The 22,927-nt window shown below is 64.9% G+C and carries 20 protein-coding genes and 2 pseudogenes; 8 read left to right on the plus strand and 14 right to left on the minus strand.

Going from position 1 to position 22,927, the window contains the following annotated elements; all coding sequences use genetic code 11:
• The first annotated feature begins 184 nt into the window (after positions 1 to 184).
• A complete protein-coding gene (gene bglX / locus AC3FLX_RS18050; protein WP_488698673.1) occupies positions 185 to 2,503 on the plus strand; it encodes a beta-glucosidase BglX in 2,319 nt (772 codons plus the stop codon).
• A gap of 14 nt (positions 2,504 to 2,517) precedes the next feature.
• Here the strand turns inward: bglX and AC3FLX_RS18055 are convergent, their stop codons facing one another.
• Entirely contained in the window at positions 2,518 to 2,751 is a 234-nt protein-coding gene (locus tag AC3FLX_RS18055) for a hypothetical protein (RefSeq protein WP_488698674.1), read from the minus strand.
• 154 nt (positions 2,752 to 2,905) lie between these two features.
• Between AC3FLX_RS18055 and AC3FLX_RS18060 the strand changes: the two genes are divergently transcribed.
• The 5 genes from AC3FLX_RS18060 to AC3FLX_RS18080 all read left to right on the plus strand — a co-directional run bounded on the left by AC3FLX_RS18060 (position 2,906) and on the right by AC3FLX_RS18080 (position 8,410).
• Positions 2,906 to 3,802 carry an alpha/beta hydrolase gene (locus tag AC3FLX_RS18060; RefSeq protein ID WP_488698675.1) on the plus strand — a complete coding sequence of 299 codons (897 nt, stop codon included), beginning with the start codon at positions 2,906 to 2,908 and terminating at the stop codon, positions 3,800 to 3,802.
• A 10-nt stretch (positions 3,803 to 3,812) separates the two neighbouring features.
• Positions 3,813 to 5,870, plus strand: a complete 2,058-nt coding sequence (locus AC3FLX_RS18065; protein WP_488698676.1) for a penicillin-binding protein 1A — start codon at positions 3,813 to 3,815, stop codon at positions 5,868 to 5,870.
• Positions 5,871 to 5,878: 8 nt separating this feature from the next.
• On the plus strand, positions 5,879 to 7,138 hold the full coding sequence (locus tag AC3FLX_RS18070) for an arsenic transporter (protein ID WP_488698677.1): 1,260 nt from the start codon (positions 5,879 to 5,881) through the stop codon (positions 7,136 to 7,138).
• Between the two features lie 77 nt (positions 7,139 to 7,215).
• Positions 7,216 to 7,938 carry a GTP cyclohydrolase I gene (gene folE, locus AC3FLX_RS18075; protein ID WP_488698678.1) on the plus strand — a complete coding sequence of 241 codons (723 nt, stop codon included), beginning with the start codon at positions 7,216 to 7,218 and terminating at the stop codon, positions 7,936 to 7,938.
• Between the two features lie 28 nt (positions 7,939 to 7,966).
• Positions 7,967 to 8,410 carry a BLUF domain-containing protein gene (locus AC3FLX_RS18080; RefSeq protein WP_488698679.1) on the plus strand — a complete coding sequence of 148 codons (444 nt, stop codon included), beginning with the start codon at positions 7,967 to 7,969 and terminating at the stop codon, positions 8,408 to 8,410.
• Between the two features lie 25 nt (positions 8,411 to 8,435).
• On the opposite strand, the gene AC3FLX_RS18085 is transcribed toward AC3FLX_RS18080, so the two are convergent.
• Complete coding sequence (locus AC3FLX_RS18085; protein ID WP_488698680.1) at positions 8,436 to 8,687, minus strand: hypothetical protein; 252 nt, start codon at positions 8,685 to 8,687, stop codon at positions 8,436 to 8,438.
• 451 nt (positions 8,688 to 9,138) lie between these two features.
• Here AC3FLX_RS18085 and AC3FLX_RS18090 point away from each other — a divergent pair, with 451 nt between their 5' ends.
• Complete coding sequence (locus tag AC3FLX_RS18090; RefSeq protein WP_488698681.1) at positions 9,139 to 10,488, plus strand: MFS transporter; 1,350 nt, start codon at positions 9,139 to 9,141, stop codon at positions 10,486 to 10,488.
• A 90-nt stretch (positions 10,489 to 10,578) separates the two neighbouring features.
• Here the strand turns inward: AC3FLX_RS18090 and AC3FLX_RS18095 are convergent, their stop codons facing one another.
• Genes AC3FLX_RS18095 through AC3FLX_RS18105 form a run of 3 tightly spaced genes read right to left on the minus strand, consistent with a single transcriptional unit; the run spans position 10,579 to position 13,298 of the window.
• On the minus strand, positions 10,579 to 11,562 hold the full coding sequence (locus tag AC3FLX_RS18095; protein ID WP_488698708.1) for a Bug family tripartite tricarboxylate transporter substrate binding protein: 984 nt from the start codon (positions 11,560 to 11,562) through the stop codon (positions 10,579 to 10,581).
• Between the two features lie 37 nt (positions 11,563 to 11,599).
• Entirely contained in the window at positions 11,600 to 12,412 is an 813-nt protein-coding gene (locus AC3FLX_RS18100) for an SDR family oxidoreductase (protein WP_488698682.1), read from the minus strand.
• A gap of 43 nt (positions 12,413 to 12,455) precedes the next feature.
• Positions 12,456 to 13,298: an IclR family transcriptional regulator gene (locus AC3FLX_RS18105; RefSeq protein WP_488698683.1), complete on the minus strand. Its 843-nt coding sequence runs from the start codon at positions 13,296 to 13,298 to the stop codon at positions 12,456 to 12,458.
• A gap of 565 nt (positions 13,299 to 13,863) precedes the next feature.
• Here AC3FLX_RS18105 and AC3FLX_RS18110 point away from each other — a divergent pair.
• Positions 13,864 to 14,172, plus strand: coding sequence for a hypothetical protein (locus AC3FLX_RS18110; protein ID WP_488698684.1), 309 nt, complete (start codon positions 13,864 to 13,866; stop codon positions 14,170 to 14,172).
• Positions 14,173 to 14,220: 48 nt separating this feature from the next.
• Here AC3FLX_RS18110 and AC3FLX_RS18115 read toward each other — a convergent pair whose 3' ends face one another.
• From AC3FLX_RS18115 to AC3FLX_RS18155, 9 genes and pseudogenes are all read right to left on the minus strand, one after another.
• The gene (locus AC3FLX_RS18115) at positions 14,221 to 14,481 is read right to left on the minus strand and encodes a DUF2274 domain-containing protein (RefSeq protein ID WP_488698685.1); all 261 of its coding nucleotides are present in this window, start codon (positions 14,479 to 14,481) and stop codon (positions 14,221 to 14,223) included.
• On the minus strand, positions 14,478 to 15,788 hold the full coding sequence (locus AC3FLX_RS18120; RefSeq protein ID WP_488698686.1) for a TraB/TrbI/VirB10 family type IV secretion system protein: 1,311 nt from the start codon (positions 15,786 to 15,788) through the stop codon (positions 14,478 to 14,480). Before AC3FLX_RS18120 ends, AC3FLX_RS18115 begins: the two co-directional genes overlap by 4 nt.
• 2 nt (positions 15,789 to 15,790) lie before the next feature.
• Positions 15,791 to 16,802: pseudogene (trbG, locus tag AC3FLX_RS18125) on the minus strand (P-type conjugative transfer protein TrbG).
• Positions 16,799 to 17,503, minus strand: a complete 705-nt coding sequence (gene trbF / locus AC3FLX_RS18130; RefSeq protein ID WP_488698687.1) for a conjugal transfer protein TrbF — start codon at positions 17,501 to 17,503, stop codon at positions 16,799 to 16,801. Before trbF ends, trbG begins: the two are co-directional and overlap by 4 nt.
• Before the next feature lie 12 nt (positions 17,504 to 17,515).
• On the minus strand, positions 17,516 to 18,874 hold the full coding sequence (gene trbL / locus AC3FLX_RS18135; protein ID WP_488698688.1) for a P-type conjugative transfer protein TrbL: 1,359 nt from the start codon (positions 18,872 to 18,874) through the stop codon (positions 17,516 to 17,518).
• Positions 18,875 to 18,972: 98 nt separating this feature from the next.
• Complete coding sequence (gene trbJ / locus AC3FLX_RS18140) at positions 18,973 to 19,710, minus strand: P-type conjugative transfer protein TrbJ (RefSeq protein WP_488698689.1); 738 nt, start codon at positions 19,708 to 19,710, stop codon at positions 18,973 to 18,975.
• Positions 19,711 to 19,829: 119 nt separating this feature from the next.
• Positions 19,830 to 22,238 (minus strand): annotated as a pseudogene (trbE, locus tag AC3FLX_RS18145) (conjugal transfer protein TrbE); the annotation flags it as partial.
• Positions 22,239 to 22,247: 9 nt separating this feature from the next.
• Positions 22,248 to 22,535, minus strand: a complete 288-nt coding sequence (locus AC3FLX_RS18150) for a VirB3 family type IV secretion system protein (RefSeq protein WP_488698690.1) — start codon at positions 22,533 to 22,535, stop codon at positions 22,248 to 22,250.
• Positions 22,532 to 22,894: a TrbC/VirB2 family type IV secretion system protein gene (locus AC3FLX_RS18155; RefSeq protein ID WP_488698691.1), complete on the minus strand. Its 363-nt coding sequence runs from the start codon at positions 22,892 to 22,894 to the stop codon at positions 22,532 to 22,534. The genes AC3FLX_RS18150 and AC3FLX_RS18155 overlap by 4 nt, the downstream gene beginning before the upstream one ends.
• Positions 22,895 to 22,927 lie beyond the last annotated feature (33 nt).

Below are 22,927 nucleotides of genomic sequence, written 5' to 3' on the forward strand. Positions count from 1 at the left end.
TGGAAAAAGCCACAAAGCAGCCATTCTAAGCACTGTAAGGCTGTAAACTTGCGGCGCAGTTCAGAAACATAACCGATTTCGCCTGACGCGCCTGTCAGACACGCGGCGACAGTCAGGCATTCGCTCCTGCAGCACTATGGCGGGGCGAAGATCCCGGCACTGCGCCCATCCGAGACAACGAACAATGCGACTGCTTTCCCTGCTGGCCGTTGCGGCCAGCCTTGCCTGCGCGCCCACGTTTGCCGGCGCCGCCCCTGAAGCCAACACCTCCGCACCCGTCGCCGCATCAATGGCTGACAAGGTGGCATTCGTCAACGATCTGATCGCGCGAATGACGCTCGATGAGAAGATCGGCCAGCTCCGGCTGATCAGCATCGGCCCCGAAATGCCCGCGAAGAAGCTGATGGAGGAAATCACGGCGGGCCGCGTTGGCGGGACCTTCAACTCGGTCACGCGCAAGGACAACCGCCCGTTGCAGGAAGCAGCCACGCGCAGCCGCCTGAAGATTCCCATCTTCTTTGCCTATGACGTGGTGCACGGCCATCGCACCGTGTTCCCGATCAGCCTGGGCCTGGCATCGAGCTGGGACATGAACGTGGTGGAAAAAGCCGCCCGCATTTCAGGACTGGAGGCTGCGTCCGATGGCCTCGACGCCACGTTCGCGCCGATGGTCGATATCTCGCGCGACCCGCGCTGGGGCCGTACGTCGGAAGGCTTTGGCGAAGATCCGTACCTGGTATCGCAATGCTCGCGCGCCAGCGTGCAGGGCTTCCAGGGCAGCTCACCGGCCAATGCCGACAGCGTGATGGCTTTCGTCAAGCATTTCGCGCTCTATGGCGCCGTGGAAGGCGGGCGCGACTACAACACCGTCGACATGAGCCCGCAGCGCATGTACAACGACTACCTGCCGCCTTACCGGGCAGGACTGGATGCCGGCGCGGGCGGCGTGATGATCGCGCTGAACTCGGTCAACGGCCAACCCGCCACTTCCAACAAATGGCTGCTGCGCGACCTGCTTCGCAAGGAATGGGGCTTCAAGGGCGTGACGGTCAGCGACCACGGCGCGATTGACGAGCTGCTGCGCCACGGCGTGGCCAGCACCGGCCGCGACGCCGCACGGCTGGCCATCGAGGCCGGCGTGGACATGAGCATGGCCGATACGCGCTATCTGGAGCAGCTGCCCACACTGGTCAAATCGGGTGCCGTGCCGATGCAACTGATCGACGAGGCCGTGCGCGAGGTACTGAGCGCCAAGTACGACATGGGGCTGTTCCAGGACCCGTTCCGGCGCATCGGCACGGCGGAAACGGACCCCGCTGACGTCAATGCAGAAGCCCGGCTGCACCGCGCCGAGGCGCGCGACGCCGCGCGCAAGTCGATGGTACTGCTGGAAAATCGCAACAAAACACTGCCGCTGAAGAAGGCCGGCACCGTGGCCGTAATCGGCCCGCTGGCCGATGCCCAGATCGACATGATGGGTAGCTGGTCCGCCGCCGGCGTGGCCCGGCAATCGGTAACGCTGTTGCAGGGCATGCGCGACGCGCTGGCCGGCAAGGGCCAGGTCGTCTACGCACGCGGCGCCAATATCACCGACGATGAGCGCGTAGTCGGCTACCTGAACTTCCTGAACTGGGACAACCCCGAAGTGGTGCAGGACAAGCGCTCGCCGGGCGACCTGATCGAGGAAGCCGTGCGCGTGGCGCGCGGCGCCGATACCATCGTGGCGGCAGTGGGCGAAACGCGCGGCATGTCGCACGAGGCATCGAGCCGTTCGAGCCTTGGCCTGACCGGGAGCCAGCTCGCGCTGCTCAAGGCGCTCAAGAGCACCGGCAAGCCAATGGTGCTGGTGCTGATGAACGGCCGCCCGTTGACCATCAACTGGGAAAAGGAAAACGCCGACGCGATTCTGGAAGCGTGGTATCCCGGCACCGAGGGCGGGCACGCGATTGCGGACCTGCTGTTCGGCGACGCCAACCCATCGGGCAAACTGCCCATCACGTTTCCGCGTTCGCTGGGCCAGATCCCGACCTACTACAACGCACCACGCATCGGCCGGCCGTTCACGCCGGGCAAGGCGCCGAACTACACGTCACAGTATTTCGAGGAAGAGTACGGCCCGCTCTACCCATTTGGTTATGGCCTGAGCTACACGACCTTCAGCATGTCGGACGTGCGGCTGTCCGGCAGCAAGCTGGCCCGTAATGGCAAGCTCACGGCCAGCGTCACCGTGAAAAATACGGGCGACCGCGCCGGAGAAGCCGTGGTGCAGCTATACCTGCAGGACGTGATGGCATCCACCGTGCGGCCGGTCAAGGAGCTAAAGGACTTCCGCAAGGTCATGCTCACGCCGGGAGAATCGCGCGTGATCGCCTTCCCGATCAGCGAAGACCAGCTCAGGTTCTACAACGCGAAGCTCGAATACGTGGCCGAGCCAGGAGACTTCAACGTTCAGGTGGGCTTCGACTCCGCTGCCGTGAAGGAGGCCAGATTCACACTGGAGTGAGCGTGAGCGCCGCTTTAGCGGTTGCCGTCCAGCAGTTCGTTCAGCACCTCGTCGAACGCGGCCTGCGCGTCTTCCAGCGCCTGCAGCGCCGCGTCAAAGGTTTGCAGGGCAATCTTGGACGGCTTGCCGCTGCCCTGCGGCAAATACTGGCTCTGCAGCGCGGTAAATGCCACCTGCACCTGGCGCGTGGCATTTACCACGCGCTCCATTGCTTGCGCCTCTTCGGCGCGTTTCTGTTCGTCGTTCATGCAACAGCCCCCAGTGGGCGTGGTTCGATATGCGGCATATCGTACAAGAACTTGCGGGCGCACTGGCTGGTCCAACGCCGCATTGCCCGATTTTCGGGTAGGCTGGACGCGGATGTTCGGCCATTGGCCCTCTCCATGCCCCCCTAGCGCCCTCATGTCATCGTCGTCGTTTTTGCGCAGGACGCTGGCCGCCACGCTTGTGACTGCCGGCGGCTTCGCCTGTTATTGGACCTATCTCGCCGTCAACCAGGAGCGGCTGCTGTTCGACGCACGCCGGCGCCCGCCACGCGACCTGCCGGACGGAATCAACGCCTACTCGCACGCCGTTCCCGGCGGCCTGTTCCGTGGCTATACCTTTCATGCCGACCATGAAGGGGTGCGCGACCTGCTGTTCTATCTGCCGGGCCGTGGCGAGGACGTACTGGAAACGCTGCAGTTCATGCACTGGCTGCCCGCCGGCATGGGCTTTGCCACCTTCGACTACCGGGGACTGGGCCATTCCGACGGCATGCCATCGGAGGCCGCCGCCGTAGCCGATGCCAGTCAGTTCCTGCTGCATATCCGCCGCGCCTTCCCGGGCGTGCGCGTGCATGTGGTGGGCCGCTCACTAGGTACCGGCGTGGCGATCCAGCTCGCCGATCTGCAGGATTTCGAGAGCCTGCAATTGATCACCCCCTATGACTCGCTGCTGGAAATCGTGCGCAAGCGCTTTCCGCTGGTGCCGCTGCGCCAGTTGATGCGCCACCATTTCGATTCGATCTCCCACTGCAAGAAGGTGGTCCAGAGCACCAAGGTCCTGCTGGCGGAACGTGACGACGTGGTGCCCCACGAGTGCTCCGAGCGGCTGATGGCCGCATGGCCCGGCCCCGTCTCCGTGCAGACAATCGCGGGAACCGACCACTACACGATTGTCGAGCGCGCCGAAACCTGGCTTGCACTCTGCGAATTCGCGCAGCAGGTGCCCCATCAGCCTCCCGAGCGCGTGCCCCAGGCGCCGCCCGCGGATGTAACAGAGACCGGTTTGCCGTTGCCGCTTTCCGCAGCACGGTAGAATGCGCGCCATGAAAAAATTCGTAGTCAAGGCCGCAGGCGTGACCGCAGCCCTGGCAGCCGCCGGCGTGCTGATTGCCGGTTTCGCTGCCGTGGTCAGCCTGAAGCAGTTGCCTTCCGTCGACGCACTGCGCGACTACCATCCCCAGGTACCGCTACGCGTCTTCACCCGGGACGACGTGCAGATTGGCGAATTCGGCACCGAGCATCGCGAGTTCATTCCCATCGAGCGGATGCCGAAGCTGATGTCCGACGCACTTCTGGCCGCCGAGGATGACCAGTTCTACAACCACGTAGGCGTGGACGTGGCCGGCTTGGTCCGTGCCGCGCTGGCCAATATCGGCGAAGGCTACGCGCAGGGTGCCTCCACCATCACGATGCAGGTGGCGCGCAATTTCTACCTGTCGCGCGAGAAGACGCTGGCGCGCAAGTGGTATGAAATCCTGCTGGCGTTCGAGATCGATCGCTCGCTGCCCAAAGAGCGCGTCCTCGAGCTGTACATGAACCAGGTCTACCTGGGCGAGCATGCGTATGGCTTTGGCAGCGCCGCGCAAACCTATTTCGGCAAGCCGGTCGCGCAGTTGTCCCTGGCGGAAACCGCCATGCTCGCGGGTCTGCCCAAGGCGCCGTCGACGATGAATCCGGTGGTCAACCTGCCGCGCGCCAAGCGCCGCCAGGAATATGTGCTCGGCCGCATGCTGGCGCTGGGCATGATCACGCAGGACCAGTATCGCGATGCACGCAACGCGCAGATCGTCGTCAACCGCGATGCCAATGGCCGCTTCGACGGACATGCGGAATACGTCGCCGAACTCGCCCGCCAGCTGGCACACGACCGCTTTGGCGACGAAGCGTACACACGCGGCATCAACGTCTACACGACGGTCTCGTCCATGCACCAGACGCAGGCGTACGACGCCGTGCAGGCAGGCATCGAACGCTATGGCAAACGCCACGGCGCCGCAAAGTCCGCCACCGAGGCCATGCCGCAGGCCGCCCTGGTGTCGCTCGACGCGCGCACCGGCGCGATTGAGGCGATGGTAGGCGGCACCGACTTTGCCAAGAACCGCTTCAACCACGCAACGCAGGCGCAGCGCCAGCCCGGCTCGACATTCAAGCCATTCGTCTATTCGGCGGCGCTGGAGCGCGGCATCTCGCCTGGCACCTTGATCAACGACGCGCCGCTCGACAATTCGCCGCGCTGGCAGCCGTCGAATGACGACGGCCGCTTCGTCGGTCCCATCACGGTACGCGACGCGCTGGCCGAGTCGCGCAACCTGCCGGCCATCCGCACATTGCAGGCCATCGGTATTCCGTACGCGATCGACTTCGCGGGCAAGTTCGGCTTCTCGACCAAGCGCCTGCCGCCGTATCTGCCGATGGCGCTCGGCACGGGCACCACGTCACCGCTGCGGCTGGCCGCGGCGTACGGGGTGTTTGCCAACCAGGGCCATCGCATCGAGCCTTACCTGATCGAGAAAATCACCGACGGCGACGGCAACGTGCTGTTCGCCGTGGACTCCGCCGAGCCACCGCGCGTGATTTCCGAACGCAATGCCTTTGTCATGAACAGCCTGCTGCAAAGCGTGGTGGACGAAGGCACCGGTACCGGCGTGAAGCGCTACCTGCGCCGCGACGACGTGGCGGGCAAGACTGGCACCACCAATGAATCGGTCGATGGCTGGTTCGCGGGATACGCGGGACAGGTGGTCACCGTCGCGTGGATGGGCTACGACGATAATCGCACCCTGGGCCGCCGGGAATTTGGCGCCACCACGGCCCTGCCGATCTGGGCAGCGTATATGGAAGGCCGCCTGGCCGGCGTGCCCGAGGCCAGCTTCCAGGCGCCGCCGCAACTGGCCAGGTTCAATAACGACTGGGCCTACGCCGAGAACGCCGACGGCACCCACGGCATGGCAGCGCTGGGCTTCCCGCCGCCGCCCGCCGTGCCGGACCTGCCCACGGATGGCTCCGTGCCTGGTGCACCGGTGACGCCCGCTCCCACGCCGGCAGCGCTCGCCGTACCCGCCCCTGCCAGCGCGCCGCGTGCCAGCGGCGTCGCCCTTTGACATCATCGATGCCCGCCTACGCCACACCGCTGATCTGGGCGGTCGCCACGCTCGCCACCGTTGGCGTGCTATTCCGGCCGTTCCGGCTGCCGGAGCCATTCTGGGCCATGACGGGGGCCGTGCTGCTGTGCGTGGCCGGGCTTCTGTCATGGCGCGATGCACTGCAGGCCGTGGCGCGAGGCAACGACGTCTATCTGTTCCTGGCGGGGATGATGCTGATCTCCGAACTCGCGCGGAAGACCGGCCTGTTCGACCATGTGGCCGCATTGGCGGTGCGCAGCGCGCGTGGATCGGCGCGACGGCTGTTCGTGCTGGTCTATGGCTTCGGCATTGCCGTGACGGCATTCATGTCCAACGACGCCACGGCGGTTGTGCTGACGCCCGCCGTGCTGGCGGCCACGCGCGCGGCGCGGGTCAAGCATCCGCTGCCGTATCTGTATGCCTGCGCGTTCATCGCCAACGCCGCGAGCTTCGTGCTGCCTATCTCGAACCCGGCCAATCTGGTGCTGTTCGGTGAACGGATGCCGCCGCTGATGAGCTGGCTTGGCCGCTTCACGCTGCCGTCGATCGTCGCCATCGTCATGACGTTTGTGGCGCTGTACTGGACGCAGCGCAAGGCGCTGGCCGAGCCGATCGCGGCCGACGTCGAGACGCCGCCACTGTCCTTGCAGGCGTGGCTGACCACCGCCGGCATCATCCTCACCGGCGTGGCTTTGCTAACCGCCTCGCTACGCGGCCTGGACCTGGGGTGGCCCACGTTCATCGGCGGCGCCGCAACGCTGCTAGCAGTCTGCGCCACGCAGCCACGCCTGCTGCGCCCGGCGCTGGCCGAAGTGTCCTGGGGCGTGCTGCCGATGGTGGCCGGCCTGTTCGTGCTGGTGGCCGGCCTGTCGCAGACCGGCTTGACCGATCAACTCGCGCACTGGGTGCGGGACCTGTCGATGCGCCAGGGGACGGACGCCGTGATCGGCGCGAGCCTGGCCGGCGCATTGGTAGGCGTGGTGAGCAACATCGTCAACAATCTGCCCGCGGGTCTGTTCGCCGCTTCGGCGTTGGCGGCGGGTCACGCCTCGGACACGGTAACGGCGGCGGTGCTGATTGGGGTGGACCTGGGTCCAAACCTTTCCGTCACCGGGTCACTTGCCACGCTGCTGTGGCTGACCGCGCTACGCCGCGAAGGGCACACCATCAGCGCCGGTACCTTCCTGAAGGCCGGCGCCATTGTGATGCCGCTGGCGCTGCTGCCGGCGCTGGCCGTGCTTCGCTAAAGCCCCGCCCCCGGTTTTCGCTTATAGTGAAGCACCGCGCACCGCGCGCCTTTCCCGCCTGACGACCGGCACCCCACATGTCACACAAGGATCACCCGGACGGAGCCGAAAAGCCTGCTCACACGCCGGTATCGGACCGCATTCGCGCCCGGATTGCAGCAGCTGGCGAGCGCTTTCACGCCAACGACAACATCGCGCGCCATATCGAACACGGCGAGCTGGACGCGCTGCAGGCCGAGGTGGAAGCCCGCATGGAAGAGGTCCTGCGCACGCTTGTCATCGATGTCGACAACGATCACAACACGCGCGAAACGGCCCGCCGCGTGGCAAAGATGTACCTCAAGGAAATCTTTGCAGGCCGCTATGCCAAGGCGCCGCAGGTCACCGAGTTCCCGAACGTCGAACAGCTCAACGAGTTGATGATCGTTGGCCCGATTCGCGTGCGCAGCGCCTGCTCGCACCATCTGTGCCCGATCATCGGCAGCCTGTGGGTTGGCGTGATGCCGAACCGGCACTCGAACCTGATTGGCCTGTCGAAGTACGCGCGATTGGCCGAATGGATCATGTGCCGCCCGCAGATCCAGGAAGAAGCCGTGGCGCAAGTGGCAGACCTGTTGCAGGAAAAGATGAACCCCGACGGCCTTGCCATCGTGATGGAGGCGGAGCACTTCTGCATGCACTGGCGCGGCGTGCGTGACACGGATGCCAAGATGACCAACAGCGTCATGCGTGGCTCTTTTCTCAAGGATGACAAGCTGCGCCGGGAATTCCTGACGCTGCTGAACCTGAACCGGCGCTAAGCCGCCACGGAACCGCAAGAGGCCTCCCATGCTCGTTCGCCTGCTCTACGCCAGCCGCGCCAGGGAACCACTGGTCACCGATGTGCTGGATGCCATCCTGGAAACCAGCCTGGCACAGAACCCGCGCCACGGAATAACCGGCGTGCTGTGCCATAGCAACAGCGTTTTTCTGCAGGCGCTGGAGGGCAGCCGTGAAGCGGTCTCCCGCCTCTACCTCAATATCGGCAAGGACAGCCGCCACCACGACGTGGTGTTGTTGCACTACGAGGAAATTGCCGAACGGGCTTTTTCGGGGTGGTCGATGGGGCGCGTGAACGCCGGCAAGATCAACGCCGCCACGCTGCTCAAGTATTCCGCGCAGGGTGAACTCGACCCTTACCGCATGCCGGGTGCGGCATCGCTGGCGCTCCTGCAGGAACTGATTGCCGGTGCCTCGATCGTCGGGCGCAGTCACGAGCGCGGCCGGAACTGATCTCGCCCCGGCCGCGACTGTCTTCTCACTGCGCAAGCTGGCCGAAAAGCCCGCACTCCAGATCGCTCTCGAACTCTTCCACCCATGAAGAGCCGGGACCGGCGTCATAGACGCTCTCCGCACCGGTACGCTGCCTTCGAACCGTCACCTGACGGGCCGCTGTGCCATTGGCATCGGAAATCTCGAAGTCCTGGATCGCCAGACCAACCTGTCTGAACACGGCCTCGACGTCCTGCCGTTCCTCGGGGGGAAATTCGTCGAATTGACGCATCGTCATGGCACACCTCCGCTCGGGGTCCTGCGGCGCAGCGCCGGGGTGACACGGAACGACACGGAACCCCGCTGCGCGCGGCCACAGGATGCCACTTTTCCGCACTGTCCGTGATGCACTGCGAAAGACCCTGGAGACGCCGAATATATTGGCTCGTCAGCGCCACATCACTGCGAAAGCGTCGTCGTCGCCCGGTGCCAGTCGCCGGCGGCGCCGGCGGACCAGTGCAACGCACCCCGACACCCCTACGCCGATCGACCACCCCCAACTCCGCCGGGGACGCGCGGCATGTAGCCGTCCTGGCGTTTGGCGGGGAGCCGGCAAGCTCCAACCGCTAGGGGCATTTGCACGGGGCGGCGCGGGAGACGATAATGACGCGTCCGACACCTGACGTGGGAGCATTTCCTTGCGGGTTCAGGGCTTTCTAAGAACAGCGCAAGCCGTCCGTCCCGCCTCCATGCAGTCCCAACAAGGTCTTCCACGCCCCCAGCGTACCTGGGCCATCCTGACAGTGTTCTGCGGCCTCGTCATGGCCGTGCTCGACGGATCGATTGCCAACATCGCGCTGCCTTCCATTTCGCGTGAACTCCACAGTGATCCGGCGCGCACGATCTGGGTAGTGAACGCCTACCAACTGACGGTCACGGTTTGTTTGCTGCCGCTGTCGTCGCTGGGCGACATTCTCGGCTACAAGCGCGTGTACCGCGTGGGCCTTGCCACCTTCCTGGTGGGGTCTCTGCTTTGCGCGCTGTCCGTCAACTTGCCGATGCTGGTGGCCGCCCGCGTGATCCAGGGTGTTGGCGGCGCCGGCATCATGAGCGTCAACACCGCGCTTGTGCGTGTGATCTATCCCCCGACGCGGCTTGGCCGCGGCATCGGGCTCAACGCCCTGGTCGTTGGCGTGACGATTGCCGTGGGCCCGTCGTTGGGTGCGTTGATTCTAGGTCTGGCCAGTTGGCCCTGGCTCTTTGCGGTGAACGTCCCAGTCGCCATCTTCGCCCTGACCCTGTCCCGCCGCGCCTTACCCGAGACGCCCCCGCAACCGCGCCCCTTCGACTACTCGAGCGCCGTATTGTCGGCTGTGGTGATCGGGCTGTTCATTCTCGGTGTCGATGGCCTTGGGCATGCCCCATTGCGCATCGCAGGCGGCTGCGGCCTTGTGCTGGCGCTGGCCCTGGGCTGGCTGCTGGTGCGCCGGCAGCACGGCCAGCCTGCGCCACTGGTGCCCGTGGACCTGTTTGCCAGCCGCGCCTTCAGGCTGGCCGTGGGCACATCCTTCTGCTCCTTCATGACGCAGATGCTGGCCTTCGTGTCGTTGCCGTTCTATCTCGAATACCAGCTTGGCCGCAGCCTGCAGGAAACGGGGCTGCTGATCACCCCGTGGCCGCTGATGGTGGCCGTCATGGCGGCGCTTTCTGGCCGGCTGGCGGATCGATACTCCGCCAGCGTCCTGGCCGGGGCCGGGCTGGTGATGCTGGCCGCTGGTCTGCTCAGCCTTGCCGTGCTAGGACCTGACGCCGGGAGCCTCGACATTGCCTGGCGCACCGCGTTGTGCGGCGTCGGTTTCGGCTTTTTTCAATCGCCCAACAATCGCGCCATGATCAACGCCACGCCACATGAGCGTAGTGGCGGCGCAAGCGGGGCGCAGGCCACCACACGCCTGCTTGGTCAGACCACGGGCACCGCGGTTGTGGCGCTGCTGTTCAGCCTCGATCGGGGCGATGCGGCCCGCACCGCGCTCTATGTTGCGGCCAGCGTCGCTACTGTCGGCGCGCTTGTCAGCCTGAGCCGGCTGCGCGATCGCTGAAAGATCTAGGCGCAGCCATCCTCACGCGCCACGGGCTGGCGCGGCGACGCACGCATTCCGGGCGCTAACCGCCGGCCGGACGTCTTGCCGTTACTCCGCCTTCGCGCCGGACTCCTTGACGACCTTGGCCCATTTGGCGATCTCGCTGCGCTGGTATTCCGCCAGTTTCTCGGGCGTTCCAAGCACGGGGTCAAGGCCCAGCGTCTTCAGCTTGGTCTGAACGTCGGGCAGCGTGAAGATGCGGTTCAGCTCCGCGTTAAGCTTTGCCACCACGTCCTTTGGCGTGTTGGCGGGCGCGAAGATGGCGAACCAGGAGGTGGCCTCGTAGCCCGGCAGCCCCTGTTCCGCGATGGTGGGAATGTCCGGCGCCGAGGCCGAGCGTTGCGCACTGGTCACCCCGAGCGCGCGCAGCTTGCCCTCTTTCACCACCGGCAGCGCCGACGGCAGGTTGTCGAACATCATCGTGATATGGCCACCCAGCAGGTCTGGAATGGCCATCGCCCTGCCCTTGTACGGCACATGCACGATCTTCGTGCCAGCCATGGTATTGAACAGCTCGCCGGCCACGTGCAACGAGGTACCCACGCCGGGCGTGCCGAATGTGAGTTGCCCAGGTTTGGACTTGGCCAGCGCAATCAGCTCCTGCACGTTCTTGGCCGGCACGCTCGGATGCACCACCAGCACATTGGGCGTGGACGCCAGCAGGATCACAGGCACGAAGTCCTTGACCATGTCGTACGGCATCTTGCTGTAGAGCGCGCCATTGATGGAATGTGTGCCAACCGTGCCGAGTGCCAGTGTGTAACCGTCTGGCGCCGCCTTGGCCACGATCTCGCCACCGATGTTGCCGCCGGCGCCGGGCTTGTTGTCCACCACAACAGGCTGGCCGATCGAGATCTTCTCGGAGAAGATGCGTGACAGGATGTCGGGCGCGCCTCCGCTCGGGAAGCCCACCACGACCCGGATCGGCTTGGACGGATACGCATCGGCGTGCACCGATGGCGCAGTCATCATGGCGGCCGTGGCGGCCAGTATCGCCAGCACCTCGCGGCGCCGGAACATTCGAGCACGCATCATCTGTCTCCTGGATCTTTCTTATGGGGAACTGCTGCTACATGGCGATATTGCCGAATTCCTTGCTGACCTGGTCGTGCAGACGGCGCATGCCACGTAGCCAGCGATCATAATCCTGTCCCTTGCGCCGATAGTATTCGAGGACCTCGGGATGCGGCAGGATCAGGAAGCTCTCGTTCGCCACGCCCTCCAACGTTTTCTCGGCCACGTGCTCTGCCGTGACGGAACCCTCCTGCAGGAACCCCTTGCGCTCGCCATCGTCGCCAAACAGCATTTTCGTCTGCACGCCTTGCGGACAGATACAGCTCACTCCGATGCCGCGATCGCCGTAGGTAATCGACAGCCATTCGGCAAAACCGATCGCGGCGTGCTTGGTCACGGCGTAAGGCGCCGAGCCGATCTGCGAAAGCAGGCCGGCCGCGGATACGGTGTTGACGAAGTACCCCTCACCGCGCTCCAGCATCTGCGGCAGCGCTGCACGCGCGGCATGGATATGCGCCATCACATTGATTTCCCAGATGCGCTGCCACTCGTCGGCCGTCGCATCGAGCCCCTTGCGCAGAATGATGCCGGCATTTGAGCAGAACACGTCGACCTGGCCAAAGCGCTGCGTGGCCACATCCACCAGTCCCTGTACCGCCGCTGCATCGGCCACGTCCACACGTTGCGAGAAGACCTGGCATGCGGGCGCGGCGGCGGCAGCTTCGGCAGCCACCTGCGCGGCGCCTGCCGCATCGATATCGGCCACGGCCACGCCACGTGCGCCGGCACGAGCCAATGCCAGCACCAGCGCACGGCCGATACCGGTGCCGCCACCGGTCACGATCACGGTCTTGTTGCGAATCTCCATCGATCTCTCCTTCGCCTTATGTTTCGTGTGTTTTGGTAATCGGTCATGCCGGCTGCCAGAGCCGGGCGGCCAACGTTTCGGCAAGTTCACGAATACGCGGACCAAGGTTGCCTTCCAGCACTTCGGGCGACAGCCGTGTCGACGCGCCGCCGATATTGATCGCCAGGACTTCCGAGCCTTCGGCCAGCCGCACCGGTGCCGCCGCGCCGCTGACCGAGCGGTCCCACTCCGCATGTGCCACGCAGAAGCCGCGCCGCGCGTGCTCGCGCATGGCGCGTTCGAGCTTGCTGCGCATGCCGGCCCAGCGCGCGCCGTGATGGCGCTCCAGCTCGGCCATAATCACCGCACGTCGCGGCGCCGGCAGCCCCGCGAGCCAGGCCCGGCCCATCGCCGACGTCGCCATCGGCAAGCGCGAGCCGGGAGTCAGACGCATCACCAGCGCGCCGCGCGGCTGGCACACCTCCAGGTAAAGCATGTCGTGCCGGTCCGGCGCGGCCAGCGCTACGGTACAGCCGGTGGCAAACGCCAGCGACTGCATCAAGGGCTGCGCGATATTGCGGATGCCGGCGCCGGACAAGTATCGCTGGCCTGGCAGCATGGCGCCTTGACCGATCCGGTACTTCTCCTGCGCCGGGACATAGACCAGATAGCCCAGGGTTGCCAGCGTGTAGGTCAGGCGCGATACCGTAGGTCGGGGAATACCCGTACGGCGCGACAGTTCGGCATTACCCAGGAAGTCGTCGTCGGGTCCGAACGCGCGCAACAGCTCCACGCCCCGCGCAAGCGCTGTCACGAAATTGCGGTCTTCGCCATCCGCGGGGCATGCGACTTCGCCCGACACCAGGGCGGCATCGAGCGGTTGCGGAATCGAGGTCGTGCGCTTCATGTGCGATTGATATCAGTTTCCGTGCCCGGCCGAGGCCGCTATGTAGCGAAAACATGCGAGTCAGAAGCCGTATTCATATAGAAAGATCAGGATATCGCTCCAATTTTTGAGGCATAGAAGCGTCGGCCACCCCAGGGACGTGAGATTGGGGTTGATCCTGGGCAGATCCTGATCAAGGGCGGCGATTGTTGCACCACGACAAATGGCCATGCAGGCGGCGCAGGCAATGCGCGCATCGGCGGACGGGGCAGGCCCCACGCCGAGGAAATTGGTGATGCCACATGAGTGCCGTTGCCGGAGAGTCCATCGAGCTCGGCATGTTTCTGCCTCACGCATCTTTGCCCCCCCCTATTCGTGCGTCCACCGAAGCAAGCCTATTCTTCTGCTTCGATTAGAAGGGGCGAGACGGTTCAAGAGGGCGGCGATTTATCGAGCGTTCGAGAACGGGTGATGCTTGGCCATTCGCGTTGCCGGGAGCAAGGTGCAACAGCCCGCCCTCAAAGTCGATTGCGAGCCACATGCAGTCATCCACGATTTGCCTGCGTAGGCGAAGATGCCAATATTGATGCCCACAAGCATCATATTCGATAACAGAAGCGACGCCGTGCGAACGACAGGTACCATCGACGACGTCTTGCATCAACGTACGCTGGGAGATATCGCGCTTCTCCAGTCAGCCAAGCAGGTTACGCTGAAAGAGGTCATGGATTTCGTCGAGCGCGAGAAGCTGGTTGGCCTCGGCTGCGTGTTGGCAGAGATCTCGCTGCTCGCCACAACATTGGTCACACCAGGCGCACAACCGTGGACGTTGGATAAACGGTTTCGCGATCTCGCTGTGCAATTCGGGATCGACTATCGACCAAGCGTGCACTAACGAATCCTGTCGCAACATCATCGCTCGCCCGACCAAGCAAGACCCGATTCAACGTTCCAAGGGCGTGGAGGGGCTATCAGGCTGCTGCCTTTTTCGTACCGTCGCCCGAAAGCCGCGATCGCGGGCCATGAAGGCTTCCAACATATGCGGAATGAGGGTGATGGCATCCACTGCCTCGCCATAGGTCTGGGTATGCAGCTCGGCATACCGGTCCAACTCGGCCTTGAGGGCTGCCGTGCAAGAGAAGGTCAGCTTCGCGCTTTCGCTCCTGGGCAACGGCCCAAGTCGTAGCGTGTTCCTGGTGCTCATGGCGACACTCCCCGCTTCAAGTTAATGGGTGGATACGGCCGCAGCACCAGATCCCGATTCACAATGATGCGAACGTGCAGGCCGGGCCGCGCAGTCAGCGTAGATTGGATATCCAGATTGCGCCGAGTCGCCTCCTGCCCCGCTTGGTTCACGCTGCTCTGCAGACCGCTGCGGCCAGCAATGATGACGCGATTGCCATTGCGATTCTCCGGGGCCGCCAATTCCGCAGCGATCCCCAGGAGGGTCGTCAGGGCGGCGGCCGCGAAGGCGCGCCCCCAGTGCCGCTCGATGCCATCTTCCAGCCCCGCATAACCGGCCGGATCGGCACCGATGAGGTTATCCAGCGTAAGCGAGGACGCATCCGGCAGGATGATGCGTTGCCAGACCACCTGCACCCTATTCTGTCCGTAGCTGAGTTGGCTGTTGTACTTCCCGATTACGCGTGCGCCCTGGGGAATCAGCAGGTGGCGGCCCGTCGCTGTGTCATAGACCGGCTCTGTCACCGAGCCGATCACCTCGCCGGGCAGATCCGAACGGATACCGGTCACGAGCGCTGCCGGTATAACGGTGCCGGCCATCACCTGGTAAGGTGACATCGGCCTCAGCAACTGCCCTGCATTGGGGGTTGCCGTCACCACGCCTTGCTGGAACGCCTCTTTCTGGTCTTGCCGGTTTTGCGCGGCCACAGGATCGGTCGGCCGCGCAGCCGTTGACGCCAGTCCGGGCCCTTGCGGATCGAACTCAGTGGCCAGTCGCGACTCAGGTGTGGGCGTAGGCGGTATTGCCGCGGGCGGCTCGGATCCGAGCGTCGATTGCTGCGTGCTGTTGCGAAAGAATATGGGAGAACTCGCCGCTGCCTCCGCCTCCTTTTGCAGCGCGTCCCGCTCGGCAAAAGCCGGATCCTGACCAGGTATTGGATCGCCGACCACGAACGACGGTTGCGCTTTCACAATAGCGGGCCCAAGGTCACCGGGCAGCGGGGGTCCGAGCTGCGGGACTTCGCCGCTGTCGACATCGGCCGCGGGCAGCGTAGCGTAATCCGTGGGCAACTGATCGAGCGCAGGCGATCTGGAAACGCGATCGGCATCGTCAAGTGCCATCGGCTCGGTTAGCGCTCGATGCCCGGGTGCATGTAGCGACCACATCGTTGCGCCCAGCACAGCGGCCGCCAGGCCGCCGGCCAGGGCGACGAGCACGCGCCGGTTCAACCGTGTCACCGGACGCGGCTGGGCGCGCAGCGCCAATGATTCGGGCGCCTCCTTGCTCACGGTTGACGACTCCAGGTCTGGGGCATTGTCCAGATTCATGGTCAATGCTCCCCTGCGATGCCATCCGTACGCTCGATGCGCACGACATCGCCCGCCGTCTCCCCACCTCCGCCCAGACGCAATTCGGCCGCACCGAAGAGCCGGTCCACGATGTAGTACGGCGGACGAAAGCGGTAATTCACCAGTTGTCCGTCTCCCTGCGCCCCAATCACGAAGAGCGGCGGCAGTTCGCTTTGCTCGATGCGCGACGGAAACTGGATGTAGACCTTCGCGCCGTCGTCGAAGGCGAGTAGCGGCTTCCAGGGGGGATTGGCACCACGGATGGCGTAGCGAAAGCGAAGGCTTTCGAGCGAAAGGCCAGTATCGACCGGGGCGGCGGCCTGAGCTGCCTGTGCCTGGCGCTGCAAGGCCAGCATGCGGTCCCTTGGATAAGTCCCACGACACCGAGGCCATCCACGCCTTTGCGGTCGCGGTCAGCTCGATCAAGTAAGTCCGCCTGTTGGTCATCACGACCAGATTGGTCGTCAGGCCGGCGCGCACCGGTTTGACCAGCACCTTGACTCGCAACTCGTCCCCCGCACCCGTCGCGGTATCGCCCACAATCCAGCGCACGGTGTCGCCGGCGGCGACCGTCACCAGCTCTTCGCCGGGCTGCAAGGCAATGACAGTCACACGGCCCGGTGAGGCGTAGACCTGGTAGAGCGCCCCGTCGGTGTATGGCCAGACCTGGATGGCGTTGACATAGCCCTCGCGCGTGGGCGCGACCCTTGCCTCCTCATTGGCGCGCGACACGCGCAGGGTCTCGTCCGCCGGCTCCCGCGCAGGCGCGACCCCGTCGGCCGGCACGATCGGCTTCATCTGGGCCGGCATCGGGAGCACCTTGGGCACCTCCACCACTTCAACGGGCTTCGGCGGTTCAGGCAGTGGATGCGCCGGTATCCACTTATCGAGCGAGATCGCAGGCGGCGGCTTGCCCTGGGTGGCGCAGCCCGACAGGACTGCCAACACCACCGCAAGCACGTAACGGCGGCGCGATGAGTGCAGCAATGTCATGATTTGGCTCCCTCGATGGTGTCCAGCTCACGGCTCCATGACAGGCCCTTGACGTAGATGCCCAAGGGGTTTGCGCGCAGGCGCGCTTCGGTGCGCGGTGCTTGCACTGCAACGGTAATGACAGCGGTCCACCGCTCGGTGCTGACCGGTGCCCCATTGGCAAAGTGTTGTTCGCGCCAGCGCACGTTGAAGGACGCGTCGCTGGCCCGCACCACGCTCGTGACCTGCACGGTGACCGACTCCTTGCCAATGCGTGCAAACGGATTCTGGGTTCGGGCGTAATCGTTGAGCACGGCCGCGCCGCCGTCCGTGGCATAGTCGTAGGCGTCGAGCCAGTTCTGGCGTACGACGACCGGGTCGATGGAGACCGACCGCACCAGCGTGACGAAGCGCGCGAGGTAAAAACCGATCTGCGCGTCATTCGGCTGATACGGCGCAGCCGCTTCGCCAACGGCACGTACCTGGCCAGCTTGGTCCACCTCCACCACGTAGGGCGTGACCATCGATTGGGCTGAGCGCCAGACCAGCCCCCCCGCCATCCCTAGGGTCAGGATGAGGCAGCCGAAGGCCATCAGCCGCCAGTTCCTGGCCTGCAGGCGCGCCGAGCCGATACGCTCATCCCATACCTGTGCGGCAGCCTGGTACGGCGTCGCAGGCTGCGGCGTCTCGGCATAACGTGTGCGTGGTCGCTTGAACCGCATGGTTTGTTTTCCTTATGCATCCGTGTCGCGCAAGCTCGGGCCACTGCCCGCGCCTCCGCCGTCCCCTCCCCGCAAGGTGTGGGCGACGGTGGTGGCGGCATGCAAGAGTTGCTGGCGACGGTGCAGGCGTTTGGCCCAGGCCGGCTGCCGTCGATCGGCAGTGGATCGGGCATCGCCGACAGCGCTTGCCCGTGCGGCGGCATCGCCTGCATCCTGGCTTTCCTCGCCAGCCCCTGTCCCACTCGCCGCGCGTGCTACGCCGGACCGCGCCCCTGCCGCTGCCCCCGCCCCGCTCCCACGCTGCGGTCCCGCCGGCCGATCCGCGCTGGCGACGTGGTTTGGCCCGGCCGCCCCGCCACTGAAGCCGCCATCGACGGTGAACGACCCGCGCGCAACCGCCGCCACGGCACCCAGCGCCCCACCCGTTGCCCGCTGCGCTACGGCCGGTGCCAGGCGTGCGCCTGCGGCGACTGCGCCCCCTATCCCCGTTGCGGCTGCACCAACCGCGGTGGCCGCACTTGCCGCACCCAGCGTGGCGCCCGCCATCGATCCCGCCCCCAGTTGAGGCGCCCCGGACACTAGCCCCGTGGCGATGCCCGGCCCAAAGATCCCCAGCGCGAGCATCGCGAGCGAGGCCAGCATCACAACCAGTGCAGCGTCGATGGAGGGGCCGCCTGACGCGGTCGGGAACTCACGGAACAGCGCCGTCCCGATCCCCACGATTACGGCCAGCACCAGTACCTTGATGCCGGACGCCATCACATTGCCCAGCACCTTCTCGGCGAGAAATGCGGTCTTGTTCCAGAGGGCAAACGGCACCAGGATGAAGCCCGCAAGGGTGGTCAGCTTGAACTCGATCAGTGTCACGAACAGCTGGATCGCCAGCACGAAGAAGCAGGCGATCACGGTGAACCACGCCAGGGACAGCACGGCAATCGGCGCAACATTGCTGAAGACCTCCGGAAACCCCGCCAGGCTATCGATCTGCGAGAGAATGGGCCGCCCGGCATCGATGCCGGACTTGGCCAGATGGCCCGGCTGGATGAACGTCGCCAAGTTCAAGGTGGAGCCGGCTGCCTTAAGCCCAAGCCCGGCGAACGAGCGGAACACGATGCCGGCCAGCCCATTGAAGTTGCCGATGAGATAGGCAAATGCTCCGACATAGAGCACCTTGCGAATGAGCCGGGCCATCACGTCCTCGCCCTGCCCGCTTGCATGACCCAATGCCCAGAACAGGCCCGCCAGGGTCATGTCGATGGCGACCAGCGTCGCGCTCAGGAACGCCACTTCGCCGTGCAGCAAGCCGAAGCCCGAGTCGATGTAGCGCGAGAATATGTCGAGAAAGCGGTCGATGACGCCAACATCGTTCATGGCGTCGCACCGTTGCAGGCGATCGACAAGCCGCCTGGAAGATCTGTAAGGCCTGGAAGACCGTGAGCAGCAGGCATTCTTAACATGGCCTTGGCCTCTCATTGATCGTAGAAGTGCACGGGCTGCGGCGTGTACGCGGTGCCGTTACCCAGGAAGCGCCGTGATGTTTCGCGGCCGCGTTCCGCCGCGGCCGTCTGCCGGGCCAGCTCGAGCGACACGGCGCGATACTGGGTCAACTGCAGTTGCTGCGCCTGGACACCCTGTTGCGCCTGAAGGGCGAGTAACTGGTTCGTGACCTGCATGGCCTGCAGTGCGCCGGCCGCCGACTGGCTGCGACCGACCAGATCGGCCACCACTTGCTCGTCCTGGGTCAGGTTTTGGGACACCTGGGCTTGCATGCGCATGGCTGTCTGCAGCCCGCTGAGCGTGTTTTGCCACCGCACTTGCGCGTCGCGCACCATCTGATGCTCGCTTACCGCCGCCGCATACTCACGTGGATAAAGACGGGCGAGATCCCGGTCCATGCACTGCAGCTCAAAGGCCAGGCCCTGCGCATCGGTGATCAGGCGGCCGGCCATCGCCCGGTTCGTGCGCAAGCGGCCGACGACGTCAACCGGCAGGCGCGCCAAGTTGCGGGCCTGGTTGCGCAACGTTTGCGCTTCATTCTGGAGCTGGCGGATCTGGTTCTGCGTCATGTCCAGCGTGCGCACGGCCGTCAGCGTGTTCTGTAGCAGGTTGGCCGAATCGAACACAGTCACGGCGGCCACCGGTTGCGTGGCGAGGAGCGAGCCCGTCAGTACGATGGCAAGCGAAGCGATGAACGTAAGTAGCTTCATGGCGCAATCTCCTGGGTATGAGTGGCGAGAAAAGGCGTAGCCGAAGCCGAGGAACCCGCGGACGCAGCCAGCGAGGAAAAAGGGGGAGAAGGGGTAGATGGGCTAAAAGGCGCAGTCAGCGCAGAAGGGGCCGAGGCCAGCAATTCTGCAGCCCAATCGAGTTGGCGATCACGCAGCCACGCGCCGGCGAAGCCCGGTACGCCAGTATCGCGCAGCACGCGGTCGATATCACGCTGATCCTTCGGGGAAGACGCACTGGTGAATGCCAGCGCCACCGGACCCAGATCGAGATCGAACAGGCGATTGCCCAGACGGGATTGGTAGTAGTAGTCGCGCTTGGGCTCGGCCGTGGCGACGATGTCGATCTGCCGCCCGTTTAGGCCGAAACCTTCATAGATCGAGCGGATCTGCGGCTCGGTTGCCTGTGGGTTGGGCAAAAAGATGCGGCTCGCGCAGCTTTCGATGATGGCCGGCGCGATACTCGAATCCTGGATGTCCGCCAATGACTGCGTCGCGAAAATAACGCTCACATTCTTCTTGCGCAGCGTTTTGAGCCACTGCCTGATGCGCGCGGCGAACACCGGGGTATCGAGATACAACCAGGACTCATCGAGGATCAGCAGCGTCGGGGCACCGTCGAATCGGGCCTCCAGCCGCGCGAACAGGTAACCCAGCACGGCCAGCACCGCCGCCTTGCTGTGCATCAGCTCTTCCATTTCGAAGCATTGCACGTCAGCCGTGCCCAACCGGTCTTGGTCCGCGTCCAGCAGCTTGCCATGCGCCCCGCCCAGCACGTAGGGCGCAAGCGCCTGGCGTAAGGCGTTGGACTGCAGCAGGACTGATAGGCCCGTGAGCGTGCGCTCCTCGCGCGGCGCGCCGGCGAGGCTGCCAAGTGCCGACCAGATGGCTGCCTTCTCTTCGGGACCGACGGCCACACCTTCCTGCGACAGCCGGCCTTCTACCCATTCCGCCGCCCAGGTAAGGTAGCCCTCGCGGTCGATGCCCGCCAGCGGCTGGAAGGCCATGTCGCCATCCGCCCCCAGGTCATACTGTTCACCGCCAAGTCCCAGGATTGTGGCCCGCATGGATCGCCCCATGTCGAAGGCGAAGATGCGTGAACGGGGATAGCGGCGAAACTGCATCGCCAGCGTGGCGAGCAGGACCGACTTGCCCATGCCCGTTGGCCCCGCAACCAGCGTATGCCCCACATCTCCGACATGTGTTACCAGCCGGAACGGGGTCGCGCCATCCGTGCGTGTGACGACCAGTGGCGGACCATCGAGGTGCGCGTTGCGCGCGGGTCCCGCCCATACCGCCGACACCGGCATCAGGTGTGCGAGATTCAACGTCGAGACGATCGGCTGGCGCACATTGGCGTAGGCGTTGCCCGGCACGGATGACAACCACGCTTCGACGGCGTTCAACGTCTCCGGCATCGTCACGAAGCCGCGCGCCTGGATAACACGCTCCACTTGTCGCAGCTTCTCGTCGGCCACTGCGGCGTCGGTGTCGAGGACGGTCACCGTGGCGGTGACATAGCCAAAGGCCACCTCGTCGCTGCCGAGTTCCTGCAGGGCGGCGTCCGCGTCGGCCGCCTTGTTGCTGGCATCGGTGTCGACCAGTGGGCATTCTTGCTGGAAGATAGTTTCGCGCAGCAGGGCCACGACATTCTTGCGCTTGGCAAACCACTGCCTGCGCAGGCGACGCAAGGCGCGCTCGGCATCCGCCTTGTCCAGGCAGAGAAAACGCGTAGACCAGCGGTAGGCAAAGCCGAGCCGGTTCAGGTCATCCAGAATTCCCGGCCAGGTCGCGCTTGGGAATCCGCGTACTGTCGCCACGCGCAGGTGGGCGGCGCCGAGCCTGGGGGCCAGGCCGCCGGCCAATGGCAGATCTGCCAGGAGCGCATCGAGGTGAAACGGCACTTCGGGGACGGTAATCTGGTATCGCCGCGTCGAGACCGCGCCGTGCAGACAAGTCAGCGTCTCGCTGTCATCGAGCCACGCAAGCTCCGGCATCACGCCATCGAGCAGGTCGTAGATCCGGTCGGTCTCCGCGATGAAGGCTGTCAGACGTTCACGCCAGTCGACGCCTTCGGTTGGCCGATTCTCGTACAGCCATCCGGCTGCCCGCGCGTGGGCTTCTTCGGGCGGCAGGTATTGCAGCGTCAGGTGGTACTGACTCTCGAAATGATGCCCCGCAGCCTCAAACGTGGCGCGCCGCTCCTCATCCACCAACCAAGACAACGGCTCCGGAAAATCCGAGTGCGGGTAACCCGCAGCGGCCAGTCGCTCGGCCTGCACGTACAAGGCCCAGCCCGAGCCCAGCCGGCGAAGCGCGTTGTTGACGCGCGCCGTCGTGGCGATCAACTCACCTTGCGTCGCGCTGTCCAGGTCAGGCCCGCGAAAGCGGCCTGTGCGCTGGAACGAACCGTCCTTGTTCAGCACGACACCTCGCGCGACGAGTCCGGCCCACGGTAGCCAGTCAGCAAGCAACGCCGGGCGTCGACGGAATTCGGCTAGATTCATCATGGCTCGTTCTCACACGTCCAACAGCGCTTTGTGCTTGATATGCAGGGCGAACACCGGCATGAACTGTGGATCAACGCGCGCGGCCCACACCGCCAACGCGTGGCCAACGACCCACAGCACCACCCCTGGTATCCATAATTGCAGGCCCAGGCCGACGGCCGCTGCGAGCGTGCCGTTGGCAATCGCCACCGTGCGCGGCGCGCCGCCCAGAAAGATCGATTCCGTTAGCGCACGATGCAGTGGCACCTCAAACCCGCTGGCCAGGCGAGCGGAAGAATAGTCGTCGCCGGCGTTCATACGACGGCGCCGCCAGAGAAGCTGAAGAACGACAGGAAGAACGAGGACGCGGCAAAAGCGATGGACAGGCCAAAGACGATCTGCAACAGCTTGCGAAAGCCGCCTGCCGTGTCTCCGAAGGCCAGAGTCAATCCCGTGGCGATGATGATGATCACCGCGATGATGCGTGCCACGGGGCCCTGGATCGAATCCAGAATCGATTGCAAGGGTCTTTCCCACGGCATGGAAGAGCCTGCGGCCGTTGCCGTCCCGGCCAGCGCCAGTAGGCAAGCGCCCAGCAGCGCGCGATGCAGTCGAGCCGTGGACACAGCGAGACGACCGCATGGACCGCACAGGATCGAGCCCGATGGACGCAACATCCGGTGTCTTGGCACAGAAATTTCGGGATATGT

The organism is Cupriavidus sp. 291-E7, assembly GCF_057798835.1.